General features: G+C 60.6%; 15 protein-coding genes. 9 read left to right on the top strand and 6 right to left on the bottom strand.

Translation table 11 applies throughout. The features are described 5' to 3' along the window. Positions 1 to 42 precede the first annotated feature (42 nt). From murQ to Q6L55_05675, 3 genes are read left to right on the top strand one after another with little or no spacing between them, the layout of a single operon-like run. Entirely contained in the window at positions 43 to 951 is a 909-nt protein-coding gene (murQ, locus tag Q6L55_05685) for an N-acetylmuramic acid 6-phosphate etherase (protein ID MEN9258205.1), read from the top strand. Continuing rightward, entirely contained in the window at positions 935 to 2068 is a 1134-nt protein-coding gene (locus tag Q6L55_05680) for an anhydro-N-acetylmuramic acid kinase (protein ID MEN9258204.1), read from the top strand. The genes murQ and Q6L55_05680 overlap by 17 nt, the downstream gene beginning before the upstream one ends. Positions 2069 to 2071: 3 nt before the next feature. Further along, the gene (locus tag Q6L55_05675) at positions 2072 to 2653 is read left to right on the top strand and encodes a pseudouridine synthase (protein ID MEN9258203.1); all 582 of its coding nucleotides are present in this window, start codon (positions 2072 to 2074) and stop codon (positions 2651 to 2653) included. Here Q6L55_05675 and Q6L55_05670 read toward each other — a convergent pair. The 4 genes from Q6L55_05670 to pheT are packed head-to-tail and all read right to left on the bottom strand — an operon-like array spanning position 2648 to position 9464. After that, complete coding sequence (locus Q6L55_05670) at positions 2648 to 3574, bottom strand: NAD(+) kinase (protein ID MEN9258202.1); 927 nt, start codon at positions 3572 to 3574, stop codon at positions 2648 to 2650. The genes Q6L55_05675 and Q6L55_05670 overlap by 6 nt on opposite strands. Before the next feature lie 3 nt (positions 3575 to 3577). Continuing rightward, positions 3578 to 5923 carry an EAL domain-containing protein gene (locus Q6L55_05665; protein ID MEN9258201.1) on the bottom strand — a complete coding sequence of 782 codons (2346 nt, stop codon included), beginning with the start codon at positions 5921 to 5923 and terminating at the stop codon, positions 3578 to 3580. Between the two features lie 8 nt (positions 5924 to 5931). After that, on the bottom strand, positions 5932 to 7089 hold the full coding sequence (locus Q6L55_05660; GenBank protein ID MEN9258200.1) for a glycosyltransferase family 4 protein: 1158 nt from the start codon (positions 7087 to 7089) through the stop codon (positions 5932 to 5934). Beyond that, positions 7089 to 9464, bottom strand: coding sequence for a phenylalanine--tRNA ligase subunit beta (gene pheT, locus Q6L55_05655; protein ID MEN9258199.1), 2376 nt, complete (start codon positions 9462 to 9464; stop codon positions 7089 to 7091). The genes Q6L55_05660 and pheT overlap by 1 nt, the downstream gene beginning before the upstream one ends. Before the next feature lie 149 nt (positions 9465 to 9613). Between pheT and Q6L55_05650 the strand changes: the two genes are divergently transcribed. The 6 genes from Q6L55_05650 (at position 9614) to dnaN (ending at position 15372) form a co-directional block, all read left to right on the top strand. Then, positions 9614 to 10426, top strand: a complete 813-nt coding sequence (locus Q6L55_05650; GenBank protein MEN9258198.1) for a Tic22 family protein — start codon at positions 9614 to 9616, stop codon at positions 10424 to 10426. Continuing rightward, entirely contained in the window at positions 10423 to 11268 is an 846-nt protein-coding gene (prmC, locus tag Q6L55_05645) for a peptide chain release factor N(5)-glutamine methyltransferase (protein ID MEN9258197.1), read from the top strand. The genes Q6L55_05650 and prmC overlap by 4 nt, the downstream gene beginning before the upstream one ends. Continuing rightward, positions 11269 to 11829: an L-threonylcarbamoyladenylate synthase gene (locus Q6L55_05640; protein MEN9258196.1), complete on the top strand. Its 561-nt coding sequence runs from the start codon at positions 11269 to 11271 to the stop codon at positions 11827 to 11829. It abuts the gene before it with no gap. A 196-nt stretch (positions 11830 to 12025) separates the two neighbouring features. Further along, positions 12026 to 12559, top strand: coding sequence for a type IV pilin-like G/H family protein (locus Q6L55_05635; protein ID MEN9258195.1), 534 nt, complete (start codon positions 12026 to 12028; stop codon positions 12557 to 12559). 234 nt (positions 12560 to 12793) lie between these two features. Beyond that, positions 12794 to 13882, top strand: coding sequence for a glycine oxidase ThiO (gene thiO, locus Q6L55_05630; protein ID MEN9258194.1), 1089 nt, complete (start codon positions 12794 to 12796; stop codon positions 13880 to 13882). Positions 13883 to 14223: 341 nt separating this feature from the next. After that, positions 14224 to 15372 (top strand): DNA polymerase III subunit beta, encoded by a 1149-nt coding sequence (gene dnaN / locus Q6L55_05625; GenBank protein ID MEN9258193.1) that lies wholly within the window; start codon positions 14224 to 14226, stop codon positions 15370 to 15372. Here dnaN and Q6L55_05620 read toward each other — a convergent pair. Both Q6L55_05620 and Q6L55_05615 read right to left on the bottom strand, forming a co-directional pair. Continuing rightward, on the bottom strand, positions 15369 to 15767 hold the full coding sequence (locus Q6L55_05620) for a DUF4189 domain-containing protein (GenBank protein MEN9258192.1): 399 nt from the start codon (positions 15765 to 15767) through the stop codon (positions 15369 to 15371). The genes dnaN and Q6L55_05620 overlap by 4 nt on opposite strands. A 5-nt stretch (positions 15768 to 15772) precedes the next feature. Then, complete coding sequence (locus Q6L55_05615) at positions 15773 to 16636, bottom strand: PhzF family phenazine biosynthesis protein (GenBank protein MEN9258191.1); 864 nt, start codon at positions 16634 to 16636, stop codon at positions 15773 to 15775. Positions 16637 to 16671 lie beyond the last annotated feature (35 nt).

Raw genomic sequence — 16671 nt, 5'->3', positions numbered from 1 at the left:
CACCCCTATCATAAAGGGATGGCGGCGAGCAACCAGGGGCCTATGGTTGACCGGGGGCATTTGTTGACGGAGCAGCGGCATCCGGAGAGCACCTATCTGGACCGATGTTCGGTTGAGGACATGCTGCGTCTGATGAACCGGGCAGACCAGCAGGTGCCCTTGGTGGTGGAACGGGCCATTCCGTCCATTGCCCGGGCGGTGGAGATCATCGGGCAGCAGTTGGCCCAGGGACATCGCCTGTTTTACCTGGGGGCGGGCACCAGCGGACGTTTGGGGGTTCTGGATGCGGCTGAATGTCCCCCCACGTTTTCCACCGACCCGGAGATGGTCCAGGGGATTATTGCCGGGGGGGACCGGGCGCTTAAACAGGCGGTGGAGGGGGCAGAAGACGACCGGGAGCAGGCCATCCGGGACATACAGGCGCGGGGCTTCCGCCAGGGCGATGTGCTGTGTGGGATCGCTGCCGGTTCTACAACGCCCTACGTGCTGGCGGGTTTGGAGTACGCCCAGGCCTTGGGCAGTCCTACAATTTTCATCACCTGCAATCCCGAGGGGGCGCAATGGGTGAGGGTGGACCAGGCGATTGTTTTACCGGTTGGGCCGGAAATTCTCACCGGTTCGACGCGCCTGAAGGCGGGAACGGCCACCAAATTGGTGCTCAATATGCTCAGCACGGCGGTGATGGTGAAGCTGGGTAAGGTCTACGGCAATCTGATGGTGGATTTGCGGGCGACCAACCAAAAGTTGTGGGATCGGGGGACGCGGTTTGTGCAGTATTTGACGGGGTTGGAGCGGGAGGCGGCCTACCAATTGCTGGTGCAGGCCCAAGGACAGGTGAAAACGGCGGTGGTGATGCATCATCGGCAGGTGGGTTTTGCCGAGGCCCAACAATTACTGGCGGCGGCCCAGGGCCATTTGCGCCGGGTAATCGGGGATGTGGCGATTGGCTGATGTGCAAAGGCTGGACAAACGCATCGTGGCGGGTTTGCTGTCGGGGACGTCCATGGATGGTATTGATGTGTGTTTGTGTGAAATCCACCGGCAACCCTGGCAGTGTCGTTGGTTGACGGCCCGTACGGTGCCCTATCCCCCATCTCTGCGCTGGGCGTTGCTGCAGTCATCCGGGAATCTGGCGCAAATTGCCCACTGGCACCGGCAGATTGGGGAGGCCTTTGCGGAGGCGTTGGCCCAGGTGTTGGCGGATTTCCCCACCGAGGTGCATTTGATCGGCAGTCACGGCCAGACGGTCTATCACGAGCACCAGCGGGTGACGTTGCAACTGGGGGAACCGGCTTTCCTGGCGGCGCGGTTCGGCTGTCCGGTGGTGTCGGATTTTCGTATCCACGATGTGGCGGTGGGGGGATGTGGCGCGCCCTTGGTGCCCTATGTGGATGCCCGGCTGTTGGGGCACCTGCAACGACCGGTGTTGGCGTTGAATTTGGGGGGAATTGCCAATTGCACCCTGGTGGTGGCAGGGCAGGCCCACTTGGCTTTTGACTGCGGCCCGGCCAATATGGTGTTGGATGAGTTGGCGGCCCTGTTTACCCGGGGACAACAGCGCTGCGACCGGGATGGGCAGTGGGCGAAGCAGGGACAGCTGCGACAGGCTTGGTTGGATCACCTGATGGCCCATCCGTTTCTGGCGCAACCACCCCCCAAATCGGCCGGGCGGGAACAGTTTGGCGCTGGGTTTGTGCAGGAGCTGGTGAACTACGTCAACCCCGGCTCGCCCCAGTCCTGGTATGACCTGTTCGCAACGGTGACCTACTTCACGGCGGCGGCCATTGTTGCCCAGTACCGGCGCTGGGTGCGTCCCCAGCAGGAGGTAACGGAAGTCATCGTTAGCGGTGGGGGGGTGCATAACCCGGTTTTGCTGCAGCATTTGCAAGATTTGTTTGCCCCCATCCCAATCCACTCTAGCAGCATTTACGGCATTGACCCCGACAGTAAAGAGGCCCTGGCGTTTGCCATTCTAGCGGCGGAACGGATTGACGGTCGTCCGACCAATATCCCGGCGGTTACGGGGGCGCAACGGGCTGTACTCCTGGGCAAGATCACTGAGTTGTAGTGCATGGCGTATCGTTATCTCCTGTTTCACAAGCCTTACCGGGTGTTGTGCCAGTTTCGGGATGACCAAGGCCGCCGGACGCTCAAGGATTTTATTCCGATTCCGGAGGTCTATCCGGTGGGGCGGTTGGACTACGACAGTGAAGGGCTGCTGCTGCTTACCAACGATGGCCGTCTGCAACATCGCCTGACCGACCCCCGCTACGGTCACCCCCGCACCTACTGGGTCCAGGTGGAGGGCATCCCGACGCCGGCGGTGCTGGAGCAGTTGCGCCAGGGGGTGGTCATCCGGGGTTACCGCACCCGTCCGGCCGAGGTGGTCTTCCTGGCCCAGGAACCGACCCTGCCGCCCCGGGACCCCCCGATTCGGTTTCGGCGGGCCATTCCAACCAGTTGGTTGCAAATCACCCTGCGGGAGGGGCGCAATCGCCAGGTGCGGCGGATGACGGCGGCGGTGGGGTATCCCACGTTGCGGTTGGTGCGGGTGGCCATTGGACCGTTGCAGCTCGGGGATTTGCCGCCGGGATGCTGGCGCGAACTCACCCCCGCCGAACGACAGCAACTGGGGCAGCTGACTCGGCTATGAGGTCACCCGGTGGTTGTTGGGATAGGGGACCAGGGCACCGGCCCACTGCAACTTTTCCCGCAGGATGCGGTAGTAGGAGTAGTTTTCCTGGAGGATGATGAAGTGGGCATCCCGTGGCGCCCGGCGCACATCCACCCGTTGGCCCGGCCAAATGCTGGTGGCCAAAACTCCATCCATCCACAACTTGGTGTTCAGGTCCCGGTCCTGCAACGGCCAAATGCTCACCACGAAAGCCGGCGGCAGGATCAGGGGGCGGCTGGAAAGGCTCAAGGGACAGATGGGGACCACCGCTAACGCTTCCATACCGGGGTGGAGGATGGACCCCCCCGCCGACAAGGTGTAGGACGTTGAACCGGTGGGCGTCGCCACGATCAAACCATCCCCCTGGTACTGGTCCACCAGTTCGCCGTCAATTTCCACCTCCAGCACGCAGGTCGGCAGCCGGTCCACGCTGGCGGGTTTAACGGCCATTTCGTTCAAGGCCCAGAACACCTCGCTAGCCGGTTGGCCTGGTCGTGCGTTGCCCTCAAACAGTTGCGCCTGGACCATCATACGTTTCTGGACGGCGTACTGGTCTGCCCGCAGGCGTTCCCAGACTGCTTGCGTGTTGCGCAACACCTCCGCCGGTTCCGTCAGAAACCCCAAGCGCCCCCCAATATTGACCGCCAGGATGGGGATGCCTTCGCTGGCCAAGTGTCGTGCCGCCCCCAACGCCGTGCCATCGCCCCCCAGTACCAACGCCAAATCAATGCCCTGATTGGCCGAGGCCAGAAAGACCGGATAGGGGTTGTCCTTGGGGCCACTGGGGCCTAACAACACCCGCACCCCCTGCGCCCTCAACTCCTGCTCACAGCGGATAGCCCACTGCTTACTTTCCGGGTCGTGGGCCTTGTAGGTGATAATGACTTGCCTGAGCTGCACCGGTCACTGCTCCACCCCCTTTCCCATCATGGCACGTTGCGCCACCCAGGTCTCCAGCTCCTCCACCGGCAAGGGCGGAGCAAATAAATACCCCTGGTAAATCCGACACCCCTGCGCGACCAGGAAATCCCGCTGGCCCTCTTGTTCAACGCCCTCGGCGAGTACATCCAAATGCAGGGTTTCCCCCAGGGCCAGGATCATGCGGACAATCGCCTGGTCATGGGGGTTCTCCAGCACATGGCGCACAAAAAGGCGGTCAATTTTAAGTTGGCTTAAAGGCAGGCGTTTCAAATAGCGCAAGGCGGAGTACCCCAGGCCAAAGTCATCAAGGGCCAAGCGCACCCCCGCCGCCCGCAGCTGCTTAAGTTTCTGGCCCACCCGGTCCAGGTCCTCCAGCATCACCGTCTCAGTCAACTCCAGGACCAGTCGGTGGGGATTGGCGCCGGTATGCTCCAGGATGGTCAGCAGCTGGGGGACAAAATCCGGCTGGTGGACCTGTCGGGCGCTGACATTGACCGCCATATCCCCTTGGCTTAGGACGGGGTGATCCGCCCAGCGTGCCAATTGGGTGCAGGCCGCTGTGAGTACCCAATTGCCTAGGGGAACCATCAAACCATTGTCCTCGGCCACCGGGATGAACGCAGCCGGTGGGACCCAGCCCTGATGGGGATGCCGCCAGCGCACCAGGGCCTCAACCCCCCACAACCGGTGGTCGTCGGTCACCTGGGGCTGGTAGTGGATGGTCAATTGCCCCTTTTCCAGGGCAGCTGACAGGTCCTGTTCCAGATGGGCGCGGCGCTGGATGTGCACCTGCAACTGGGGATGAAACAGGGAAGACCGGTTACGACCGGTGGCCTTACTGCGGTACATCGCGGCATCCGCCTGCTGCAACAGGGTGTATACATCCTCCAGCGGCGTCCGAAAAAGGGTGATGCCAATACTGGCGGTGAGACCGTACTCGCCGTAGGGGCAAAAAAACGGTTTCGCCAGCGTCTCTAGGATGGTCTGGGCGATTTGCCGGGCGATGGTGGCGGCTGTGGTCGTCTCAGGGGCCACCTCGGGCAAAACCACGACAAACTCATCTCCCCCCAAACGGGCCACCAAGGCTTCCGCTGGCATAGTTTGCCGCAGCCGGTTTCCCACCTCCACAAGCAACTCATCCCCCCGCAGGTGGCCGTTGGCATCGTTCACTTTCTTGAAATGGTCCAAATCCAGCAGCATCAGGGCATGGACGCTGGGGCTGGCCGGTAGTTGGTTGAGATAGTCCAATAAAAAACGCCGATTGGCTAACCCCGTTAGGCTGTCGTAGTAGACCAACTGTTGGAGTTCAGCCTGGTGCCGGGCCAAGGTGGCTTGCAATTGATTGAGCGCCCTGGCCAGGTGGTCCAACTCGTCCTCCCCTTGCACCGGCCAGCGGATATGCACATCCTGGGTTTCCCGCGCGGCCACCGCCCGGTCGGCAAATAAACTCAACCGCCGCAAAACCCGTTTTTGCCACACCCAGTAGGTGCCCCCCAAACACACCAGCACCAGCAATCCCCCATTGAGCAGGAACAGCCAACCCATCAACTGTCGCTGTCCAGCTAGGCGCGTCTTCCCCTGGACACAAATCTCCATCCCCGGCGCCATCCTTTGATGGACCATCCACATTTCGCCCCGGCGCACGACCTGCAACCCCGTTTCCCCTGTAAAAACAAAAGATGTGGCCGTGAGCTGTTGAATGAGGGCATGGTAGGGACCATCCAAATAACGCAGCAGATAAAACCGCGCCTGACCCGACTTTTGATTTTGGGTGTCGGTAACCGGCGCCGCCGCAATAGCCACAGGCCGCTGCCCCAGCCACAAAAAATAATGGGCTGCCGGTCGGTGAGCGCCACGTCGAGCCTCCTGCACCAGCCACTGCAAAACGGTTGGCGGCAAAGGTTGCCTACGGCCCTGGTCATCCCAGGTGAATGCCGTCCAGACCCGTCCCGTCTCACCCACGATGGCCGCGCCATGGAAATGCAGTTGGGACAGGGTGGAAAGTGTAAAGTTTTTTTCGACAAACTGACCGTTTTGACCGCGGACATAGTCGTAGATCTCATCCCAAGTGGCATAGTCCCGGACAAACCCCAGCATCACATCGGCATCCCGGCGTAATACGGCGCTCACCCGCTGCACATCCTGCCGGTAGGAGGCCGCATCAAAAGCATCCAACTGCCAGGAAACCAAACGCCAACTGAGAAACGCGAATACAAAAACAGCGGTGACCAGAATTAGCGCCACCGGTTGCAGCGTAGCTACAGCCAGACTACGATGTTTCCGACCCAATCGCTTCTTGATCCCCTTGAGGAACTGTCTGTAGCGCACCGGCTATGCTAATGACCCCTTCCAGTGTACCCCTGCCGGGTTGCCGCCGCCATCAGTAGTTCCGCGCAGCGTTGGACCATTGTCGGGAGCTGGAAGTGGGTCAGGGTCTTGTAGGCGTTTTGGCGATAGTGCTCCCGTTGCGCTGGCTGGGTTAGACACTCCCAAATCACCTGGCGCAGCAGGTCCGGACGCCCAGGGGGCAGCAACCGACCGTTGTCACCGTCTCGGATTAACTCCGGCGTCCCCCCTACGGCTGTGGCCACCACCGGCACCCCCACCGCCATCGCCTCCAGCACCACATGGGGCAGGCCCTCATAGGTGGAATTCAATACAAAGAGATCACACGTTCCCATCAGTGCCAGCAATTCCGGTAGGGATTTTTGCCCTGCCAACCACACCCGCCCAGTCAACTGCCAAGCTTGCACCTGCTGGGTTAAGCGCGCCTCCTCTGGCCCTGTACCAACAATCACCAGCCCCACCTCCGGCAAGGGAGCGATAGCCGTCAGGATGTCATCTACTCCTTTCCAGGGCACCAAACGCCCCGCCGTTATCACCCGGTAGCGCGTCTTCAGGGGATTGACCACCAGCGGGAGCACCTCCGGCAACGTAATGGCGTTGTAAATCACGGTAATTTTTTCCGGTGGCACCCCCCACCCCTGCACCAGACGGGCCAAGTACTGACTTGGGACAATCACCCGCTGGGCCTGGCGGAGCGCTTGATTACGCCAGTGGCGAAACAGGCGAATGCGCAGGTCAAACTGCGGCCCTTGAAACGTCTCCAGGTCAACGGTGGTCCAACCCCGGCGCACCGCCCGCTCCCAAGTGCTATCCCCCACCACCTTAGCCACCCAGGGTTTCCCAGAGCGCCGACACACCTGGGCCGCCTCCCACAGCAACCCGTTTACATACACCACATCGGCCGCAGCAATGTAGGGGGCCAAGCGCCATTGATAATAAACACTGCGCACGCTCCAGGGCACCCGCCGATTCAGACGCACCACCGGAAAATCCCAGGCTTCGGGCTGGGTCAAATGCTCCGGTTCGCTGCTAGTAACCACCTGCACCTGATGCCCTAGCGCCTGCAATCCCCGGGCGATGAGCGGTACGTAGGTCGCCGGTCCCCCCACATCCGGTGGAAAAATACCCGTGACAATACACACCCGCATCAACTGCGCAGCGTCACCGGATAGGTTTGCCGCAACGCCTGACGCACCCGTTCCTGGAGTGCCTCCACCTCCGTATCCGTCAAGGTGCGGTCCGGCGCCCGATAGACCAGGCGAAAGGCCAAACTCCGCTGTCCCGGCGGCACCCCCTCACCCCGGTACTCATCAAACAGCCACACCTGCTGGAGCAGCTCTCCCCCCGCCTGGCGCATCACCCGCACCAAATCCGCCACCGGTAGCTCCCTATCAGCAAACAGGGCCAAATCCCGGTCCGCCGCCGGATAGGGGGAATAGGGCTGAAAACGGGTCCAGGGCCTTTGCAGCGCCGCCGGGGTCAAACACTCCATATCCAGTAGCAGCACATACACCGGCTCGGGAATCTCCTGGGCCTGACACACCTGGGGATGCACCTGCCCAAACACCCCCAACGGTTGTCCCTCCAGTTGCAGCAGCGCCGTGCGTCCCGGATGGAAACGGGGGTCATCCTTGTAGCGTTGCCAGTCCACCGTCAGCCGCAGCCCCGCCAAGATGCCCTCCACCATCCCCTTAGCCTCGTACCAGCCCAGGGGGTCTTTGCGCAGCCAGTGTTCCCGGGTCCCCCCCCAAATGGCCCCCAATTGTTCAAACTCCCGCTCCGTTGTCCCCTGGCGCACAAACACCCGACCCAGTTCAAAGCCCCACAGCGGCCCGTTCCTCTGCTGGATGTTATAGGTATAAGCCTGGAGCAACCCCTCAAACAAATCCCGCCGCAGGGCGCTGTATTCCGCCAGCAGGGGATTGCTAAGCTGCAGGTCCCCCGTCTTCACCAGGGAATAGTGCATCAGTTCATGCAGGCCATAGCCGCGACACAGTTCCCGCACGCGCTGGCGCACCTGTTCAGCAGGGGGGTAACCGCCCACCTGAGCAGTCCCCGGCAACGTGTTAGCGAACTGATCATACCCCGCCAACCGGGCCACCTCTTCGATCAGGTCCACCTCCTGCTCCACATCCCGCCAGCGGTGAGGGGGCACCGTCACCCGCCAACCCGTCGTTTCCCGCACCAGACCAAACCCCAGCGCCGTCAAGGTTTTTTCCACCTGGGTTTCCGTCAGCGCCCCTGCCGCCAAATCCCCCAGCACCCCCTGGACCCGTTGCCAGCGCAGTGCAATCACCCGCGGTTGCCGCTCGCGCCGGTCCCACCGAGCCACCCCCACCACCTGCGCCCCGGCATAGGTCTGTAGCAGTTCCACCGCCCGTCCCCAAGCCAACTCCACATCCGCCGGGTTCACCCCCCGCTCATAGCGCGCCGAGGCCTCCGTGCGCAAGCCCACCGACCGAGCTGAGCGTCGCACCGTTGCCGGGTCAAAAATCGCCGCCTCCAAAATCACATTGCCCGTTTGGTCCGTCACCTCTGTATCTGCTCCCCCCATCACCCCAGCCAGGGCCACCGGTCGGTCATTTGCCGTAATCACCAAAGCCTGGGGCGTCAACGTCCGCAGTTGGTCATCCAGCGTTTTCAGGGTTTCGCCCGCCCGGGCCAAGCGCACCCCCAACGTTAGAGACTTATCGCCCTGGCGCAATGCATCCGCGTCGAAGGCATGGAGGGGTTGGCCCCACTCCAGCAGTACGTAATTGGTGATGTCCACCACGTTATTGAGGGAGCGAATCCCAGCCTTTTCCAGCCGTTGCCGCAGCCAGCGAGGAGACGGACCAATTTGCACCCCCGTCAACTCCGTCCCCCAATACACCGGGCAATGGTTGGCCTCAGCAATGGCCAATTGCACTTGGCTAGCCGGTGGAGAGACAGCGGCAACCGGCGGCAACCGTACAGACACCCCAAACAAGGCTGCCACCTCCCGGGCTATCCCCACCATACTTAGGGCATCCCCCCGATTAGCCGTGGAGGCCACCTGCAAAATCACATCATCCAATCCCAGCAGCGGTCGCACATCCTGGCCCACCTGCACATCTGGCTCCGTGAAGATGTGGATTCCGGGAGAACTTTTTTCCAGCCCCAGTTCCGCCAGGGAGCAAATCATCCCGGCCGACTCCACCCCCCGCTTATTCGCCCGCTCAATTTTGAGGCCAATGCCAGGGAGATAGGTACCCACCAGGGCCACCGGGACATAGACTTCCGCCCGCACATTGGCCGCCCCGCAGACAATCGTCAGCGGTTCCCCTTGCCCTACATCCACCTGGCACACACTTAACTTATCCGCCTGGGGATGGGGTTCCCGCTGTAGAACACGGCCCACCACCACCCCTTCGGCCCAGGTGCGCCGGTCTTCGATCGCCTCCACCTCAAAACCCGCCATCGTCAGCCGTTCCGCCACCTCCTCCACCGTGACTGCCGCCGGCAAATCCACCAGCTCCCGCAACCAGTTCAGGGAAATGCGCATCGTTTTCCTGCCACCCAGAGCCAATGCTTATTATAGAAGCCGGGTTTTGGTATAGTTAATGGGAACCAACCAGCCGATCAGAAACGTCCTGCGCATATCAGGTTGGATGGTTGTTGCATGAAGCAGCCGCATTAAGGCAAGGAGTGAGGATGAAAGGGTTAATTCGCGGTGGGTTGGCCTTGGGATTGCTGTTGGGGCCGGTGATGGGGTTGCCGCTCCAGGTGTCACCCGTGCTGGCCCAGGGCATGCCGACCAAACAAATCGCCGAACAGTTGCAGACTGTACCCGTATTTACTCTTATTGACGGCAGCGGCAAGCAAATTCTCACGGCCACCGTCAAAGAAGGTAACAAAGAGAAGGTGGTCACCTTTTTCTTTTTCAACCCCCAGGACGCCCAAAACGCCCTGAAGCAGGTGCAAAGCCAAAACCCCGATGCGGTCAAAGGGGCGCGGGTGCAAGTGGTGGGCCTGGACAAAGCCTACGAACTGGCCAAGGCCGCCCAGAAGGATGAAAAGTTGGAGGTGAGTTTTCAGCCCGACAAAGCCCAACAGGAAGCAGCCCTCAAAATCCTGCAAGCGGAAGGGCAAAAATTGGACCGGTTTCCGGGGATTCCTTTGTTTTTCATCACCGGCGGTCCCCAGCAGGGCCAGTTGACCATCCAGGTTCAGGACCAAAAGGGCAACAAAGAAGAAGTGGCGCCCATGTTCTTTAGCCGGCAAGATGTGGAGGGGTTCTTGGCGGAGTTGCGCAAGCGGGACCCCAAAATTGCCGAATCCGCCAAAATCCGGGTCAGCAGCCTGGACCAGTTAGTGGCCCTCATGGAGCAGAAAAACGACCCCCAACTGCGGCAAATCTATTTCGTACCCGCCAGTAGTGCCATCCGTTTTGTCCAGCAACAGCAGGGGAATCGTCCACCGCAACCCCCAGCAGCACCCGCTCCTCAACCCCAATCACCCCAGTGATCACCCTACGGGACTGGTGGCAGCAACAACGGCAACAGCATCCAGAGTTCGCGCCGGAATTGGACTGGCTGGTGCGGTGTGTAACGGGTTGGGACACCCTCACCCTGCGCTGGGGCCAAGCCACCGGTAGTGAGTTTCTCCCCCAACTGACATCCCTGTGGCAGCGTTATCTCCAGACCCGGGAGCCGGTGCAGTATTTAGTGGGGCGAACCACCTGGCGGGACATGGAACTGTTGGTGACCCCCGGCGTATTGGTCCCCCGCCCGGAAACGGAACTGCTGGTGGACCTAGCAGCGCAGTGGGCCAAGCGTTGGGGGTTAACCACTAGTCACTGGGCTGACCTGGGCATAGGCAGCGGTGCCATTGCCCTGGGATTACTGCGCCTGTTGCCCGGGATCACCATGCACGGGGTGGATTGCAGTGAAATGGCCTTACACATTGCCCAAGCCAACGCTCGGCATCTAGGACTGGAAAAACGGCTCATTTTGCACCGGGGAAACTGGTTTGATCCCTTATCGCACCTGCAAGGACAGCTCCAGGGGATGGTGAGCAACCCCCCTTACATTCCCAGCGCTCTTTTGGCCACCCTGCCCCCCGAGGTGCAGCACGAACCCCAATTGGCCCTCGACGGGGGTCCCGACGGTCTCCAGCCTTTGCGATACTTGGTAACAACAGCGCCGCTGTATTTGCAACCCGGGGGACTGTGGGCCGTGGAAACCATGAGCGGGCAAACAACCGCCGTGGTGCACTTCCTGACCGAACAGGGCGGCTATCGAGACATCCAGGTATTTCGCGACTGGGCTGGGCACGACCGGTTTGTGTTGGCGCGTTGGATCGGGTAAATGTTGGTGAGCTTTCCCAGTTTGGTCCTAGCGGCGCGGGCGGGGCACGTGGTGAGTTTCCCCACCGATACCGTACCGGCGTTGGCCGTGCTGCCTGAGCAGGGGGCCAAAATCTACGCCTGCAAGCGCCGTCCCCCCGACAAGCCTTTAATTCTCATGGCGCCCACCCCTGACCTGTTTCTCCCCTGGATTGCCCCCGCACCCGACATCCCTTGGCAGGAATTGGCCCAGCGCCATTGGCCCGGTGCCTTGACCATCGTGCTACCTGCCAGCGACCGGGTGACCCCCGCCATTAACCCCCAACAGACCGGCACCCTTGGGTTGCGCATTCCCGACCATCCCCTAGCCTTGAGCCTACTCCAGCAGGTGGGCGTTTTAGCCACCACCAGCGCCAACCTATCTGGCCAGTCCCCCCTACTGACCGCCGCCGAAATTCATGCCCAATTTCCCGACGTGTACGTCCTCCAGGCAGAAAATCGGGGTTCAGGTCAGCCCTCCACCGTCATTACCTGGCAAGGGGGGCGCTGGCACGTGTTGCGCCAGGGAACGGTGCGGGTATAATGGGCGCTTATACCGTGAGGTTGCGGGCAATTGAGAAACGGTAACGCCTTTGACTGACAAAGTGCGCCATGTCACATAGGAAAAAACAATCGTCAGGTCTGATCGGTCCAAAGATGGGGCTGGGTAAGTTAGGCATGGGGTCAATGAGGCTCCGTTTACCCAAACCTAAACTGTTCAATAGTAGGAGTGTGTCATCATGTCTGCGAATCTGAAGGCGAAACTGTTGCAGCACTTGGCCAAGAAGAAAGCCGATGAGGGCTTCACCCTGATTGAGTTGCTGGTGGTGATTGTGATCATCGGCATCCTGGCGGCGATCGCCCTGCCTTCTTTCCTGTCCCAATCCGCCAAGGCCAAGCAAGCGGAAGCGCGGAACACCCTGAGCGCTTGGGTGCGTGGTCAAAAGGCCTTTCGGGAAAATTACAACAAATTTTCGGCGAGCTGGACCGACCTGGCACTAGGGATGCCAACGGACACGAAGAACTACACATACGAACAAAGCAACAGTACTAGTACCTCTGACCTCGTTACGGCTACCGCCACGAGCAAATCCAATGACTTAAAAGGCTATGCCGCCGCTGCTGAGGTGAAGAATGTAACTGTCGAAGGTGAGACGAACCGGGAGATGGCCGGTATTCTGTGTGAAGCCACAACTCCTGGTACAGATACCCCTAATCAGCCGACTAGTGCTGAGGCTTGCGGTAGTAATACCATCCGTGTTGGCAATCCCTAACGTTGCACGGGTATCAACAAGTTGCTTCCTGGCCTAAATCAACGCTCAAGGGCGGTTCCTCACAAGACCGCTCTTTACTTTTTCTAGGCTCATGTCATCGCTGCTGGAGCAGTATCTGGACTGGGCTATCGGGACGGTCAACAACTAAACACCCGCCTGGTCGTAGTCCTATTGCCACCCTAGGCCACTCGACGGTCGGCTAGGATGAAAGACGGTCGAGTTAACGCAGCAGGCATGGACGTTTGCATCCTCGGCGGGGGCATGATTGGGCTGAGCATTGCAGTTGCGCTGGCCCAAGGCCAAAGGCGGGTGATTGTTCTGGACGCGGGTTTTCCTGGTAAGGCAGCCACAGCGGCGGGAGGTATGCTGGCACCAGGTGCTGAACAACTCCCCCCTGGACCCATGCGCGACCTTTGCCAGGCCAGCCTCCAACGTTACCCCACCTGGATACAAGAACTGGAACAGCTCACCGGTGCATCGGCGGGCTACTGGCCCTGCGGCATCCTGGCGCCCGTGACCACCCCTGCCCCCGGCAACCACACGGGGATTTGGCTGGACCGCTCAGCGCTGGATAGCCGCCAACCTGGTTTGGGTGAACAATTCATCGGCGCCTGGTGGTATCCCGACAACGGCCAAGTGGACAACCGCCGCCTGATCCACCTGCTGCAACGAGCCGCCCAAGCCCTGGGTGTGCAATTGAGGCCGGCGGAACCCGTCATCCAAATTCACCAGACCCAGGGTCGGATCAGCCAGGTCACCACCCCCTCAGCCATCTATCAGGCGGATCATTACATCTTGGCCACCGGCGCCTGGACCCATAAGCTCCTCAACCTCCCCGTCTATCCCCGCAAGGGACAGATGTTGGCTCTGCGAATGCCCAGAGACACCTTGCCCCTGCGCCAGGTGGTGTTTGGCCCGGCTTACCTGATTCCCCGGCGGGATGGGCAATTGGTAGTGGGGGCCACCAGCGAAGATGTCGGTTTCCAAGACGGGGTCACCGCCGGCGGTCTGCAGACCCTGTTGCAACAAGCCATGGCCACCTACCCCCCCCTGCGGGACTGGCCCCTGGTGGAAACCTGGTGGGGTTACCGCCCCCTGACCCCCGACGAATTCCCCATCTTGGGTCCCAGCCCCTGGCCCAACCTCACCTTCGCCACCGGCCACTACCGCAACGGCATCCTGCTGGCCCCCATCACCGCCGACGTCATCAGGGACTACCTCAACGGCTGCCCCTGGCCAGATAACTTGCACTTTTGCCGCTGGGAACGCTTCGGCACAGCCCTGGAACCATGTAACCCAACCCCGACCCTTACCAATTGTTAAGAATTATTACAGTTTAGAGGGGAGAGGCTGTGGATAACTTGTGGATAAGTCGGGAAAATCTGTGGATAACTCGGGCCAGGGCTGTGGATGATTTGGGGATAAGTCGGGGCCAGCTGTGGATAAAAAACCGGGGTTGTGGATAAGTTGGGATTTTATCCACAGGTTATCCACAGGTTATCCACAGGCGGCCCAACGGCAAACGCCCGTCCCATCGGCTGTCCACAGGAGTTATCCACATATCCACAGGCCCTACTACTACTGATCTAATAAAAGTACTTATGATCGGTAGTAGTAGTAGTAGGGGCTAGTCGGGGGGCGCAACGATCGGTTACACTGGCGCTATGCACTGGACCTGTGGGCAAAAGGACCTTAGCAGTCATCTTGGTCTTATCAGTCGCGCCGTTGCCAACCGTCCTACCAACCCTATCCTGGCCCACGTCTTGTTAGAGGCTAAAGAGGACCAAATTCTGCTGAGTGCTTTTGACCAGAGCTTGTACTTGCAAAGCTGGATGCCGGCGCAGGTCCATGAACCGGGCAGCATTACCTTGCCGGCCAAGACGCTGGAAAGTTTGATTGCCCGTTTTCCCGATGCGGATGTAGATGTGCGGGCCGAACAGCTACAAGTGACGTTGCGGGCGTTCTGCAACCGGGATGGCAAAAAAGATACCCTAGCCGGGCCATACCAGATCTCCGGCTTGGCAGCTGCCGATTTTCCCGTGCTCCCTGCCGTTACGGCTCCGCCTATCGCTCTGGAACGGGAAGCATTTTTGCAGGGGTTGCGGGGGGTGTTGTTTGCCGCCAGCGCCGATGAAACCAAGCAGATTCTCACCGGTGTGCACCTGCAAATCCGCGAAGATGTCCTGGAGTTTGCTGCTACCGATGGCCACCGCCTGGCGATAGTGGAAACCGCTTTGACAACCAGCCAAGCTCCGGTGCAAGCCACGATTCCGGCGCGGGCCTTGCGGGAGGTGGAACGGCTCCTGGGCAAGTACGAGGGGGAGTTTTTGCAGTTGGCTCTGGAACCGCACCAGGCAGATTTTCGCTTGCCGGCGCCGTCCGGGAATGGATGGCAGCAGCGGTTGGTAACACGCCTACTCGACGGGATGTACCCCAATTACCGGCAGTTATTGCCCAAGACCTTTGCCCGGCGGGTGTTGGTGGACCGGGAAAGCTTGATGCAGGCCCTGGAACGGTTGGCGGTAATAGTGGGGGGGCGCAACGTGGTGAAGTTTGTCCTGGACCTGGACAACCTGACCCTAACAACCGAAGGGGGTGAACTCGGCCAGGGACGGGAGCAACTGGCGGCTGAAATTGAGGGAGAGGCCCTGGAGGTGGCCTTTAACGTGCGCTATATCCTGGAGGGTCTCAAGGCCATGAACGCTTCCCAGGTGCAGATTCAACTCAACTCAGCCACCGCGCCAGTGATCTTTGCCCCCCTAGGGGAAACGCAGATGCTCTATCTGGTCATGCCCATTCAGCTGCGGGGTTAATCGTAGGAGCAGAAGGTGCGAGCCACCCGGCAAACCCCATAGCGCCGGCACGCCTCCAGCGCCCGGGATTGGGCAGCAGCCCTTGTTCCAGCCCAGGCGTAACCAACGGAACCATCCGCCGTTTCCGCAATGGACCCGCAGGCATTGCGAAACCACACCACCACCTGGCAATCCCCGAACCCCGACCGCGCCTCACACTCCTGCAACGCCCGGCTTTCCGCTCCAAACCGGCTGCGATAACCCCAGGCGTACCCTTGGGCGTTAGTCCGGCGGGACCAGGCAATTGCCCCATGGGTATCCGCTTGGGCTTGAACCCGCAGTATGGGTAAGGCCGCCAAACCCAAAGTTAAGCCCAGCGTCCAGGGCCACCAGCGCCGCCATGTCGGTTTAGACATAAACTTCACTCCCCTTGGATCGGTTGCCATCCCGGTCGTCTATCAGACCCAAAAAGTTCCCAAGCGCCTGTTGATTCGGGTAAATGAATTTGCCCACTCAGGTAACAAACGGCGCTCCCCCGGATCAACACCCGATCGGGGGTGACCCGGCACCAGAGTTCCCCACCCCGCGCCGATAGTTGCCGGGCGTAGAGGGCGGTTTTCCCCAGGCGGTCGCTCCAGTAGGGGGCCAGGGCACAATGGGCTGAACCGGTCACCGGGTCCTCGGGAATCCCCAGGCGCGGCGCAAAAAAGCGGGACACAAAATCCACCCCCTGCCGACCTGGCGCGGTGACGATGACCCCTAGGCTATCCAATTGGGCCAGTTGGTCCAGGTTGGGTTGCAGGCTTTGTACCTGCTCGGCGCTGGGGACTACGACCAGTAAATCGCGCGGGGTTTGCCAAACTTCTTGGGGAGTGATCCCTAAACCGCTGACCAAAGGGGCTGGGGCCGTAGCCGGAGTCAAGGACCAACGGGGAAAATCCAACTCCCACCCATCCCCCTGACGACGCACCTGTAATTGTTCCTGCCGACTGGCAAACCGGACGACCGGGCAACCGGGTTCTAGAAATTCCCCTACTACGTAGGCCGCTGCCAGGGTGGCATGGCCGCACAGGTCCACTTCGCAAGTCGGGGTAAACCAACGGATGGCATAACCCTCGCCCCGGCGTTGGATAAATGCCGTTTCCGACAACTGATTTTCCTGGGCAATCGCCTGACATAGTTCCCGGGGAAGGGCCTGGGTCAATACACAGACGGCTGCCGGATTCCCTGCAAAAAGCCGCCGGGTGAAGGCATCCACCTGGTACAGTAGAATAGGGTCAGTCATTGGTCAGTTCCCGCAAAGGACGCCCCCTAAATCCT

It is taken from the genome of Gloeomargarita sp. SRBZ-1_bins_9, assembly GCA_039794565.1.
Classification (GTDB): domain Bacteria; phylum Cyanobacteriota; class Cyanobacteriia; order Gloeomargaritales; family Gloeomargaritaceae; genus Gloeomargarita.
Note: the sequence above shows the minus strand (reverse complement) of the source record. Positions and strands in the feature narration are given on the sequence as shown.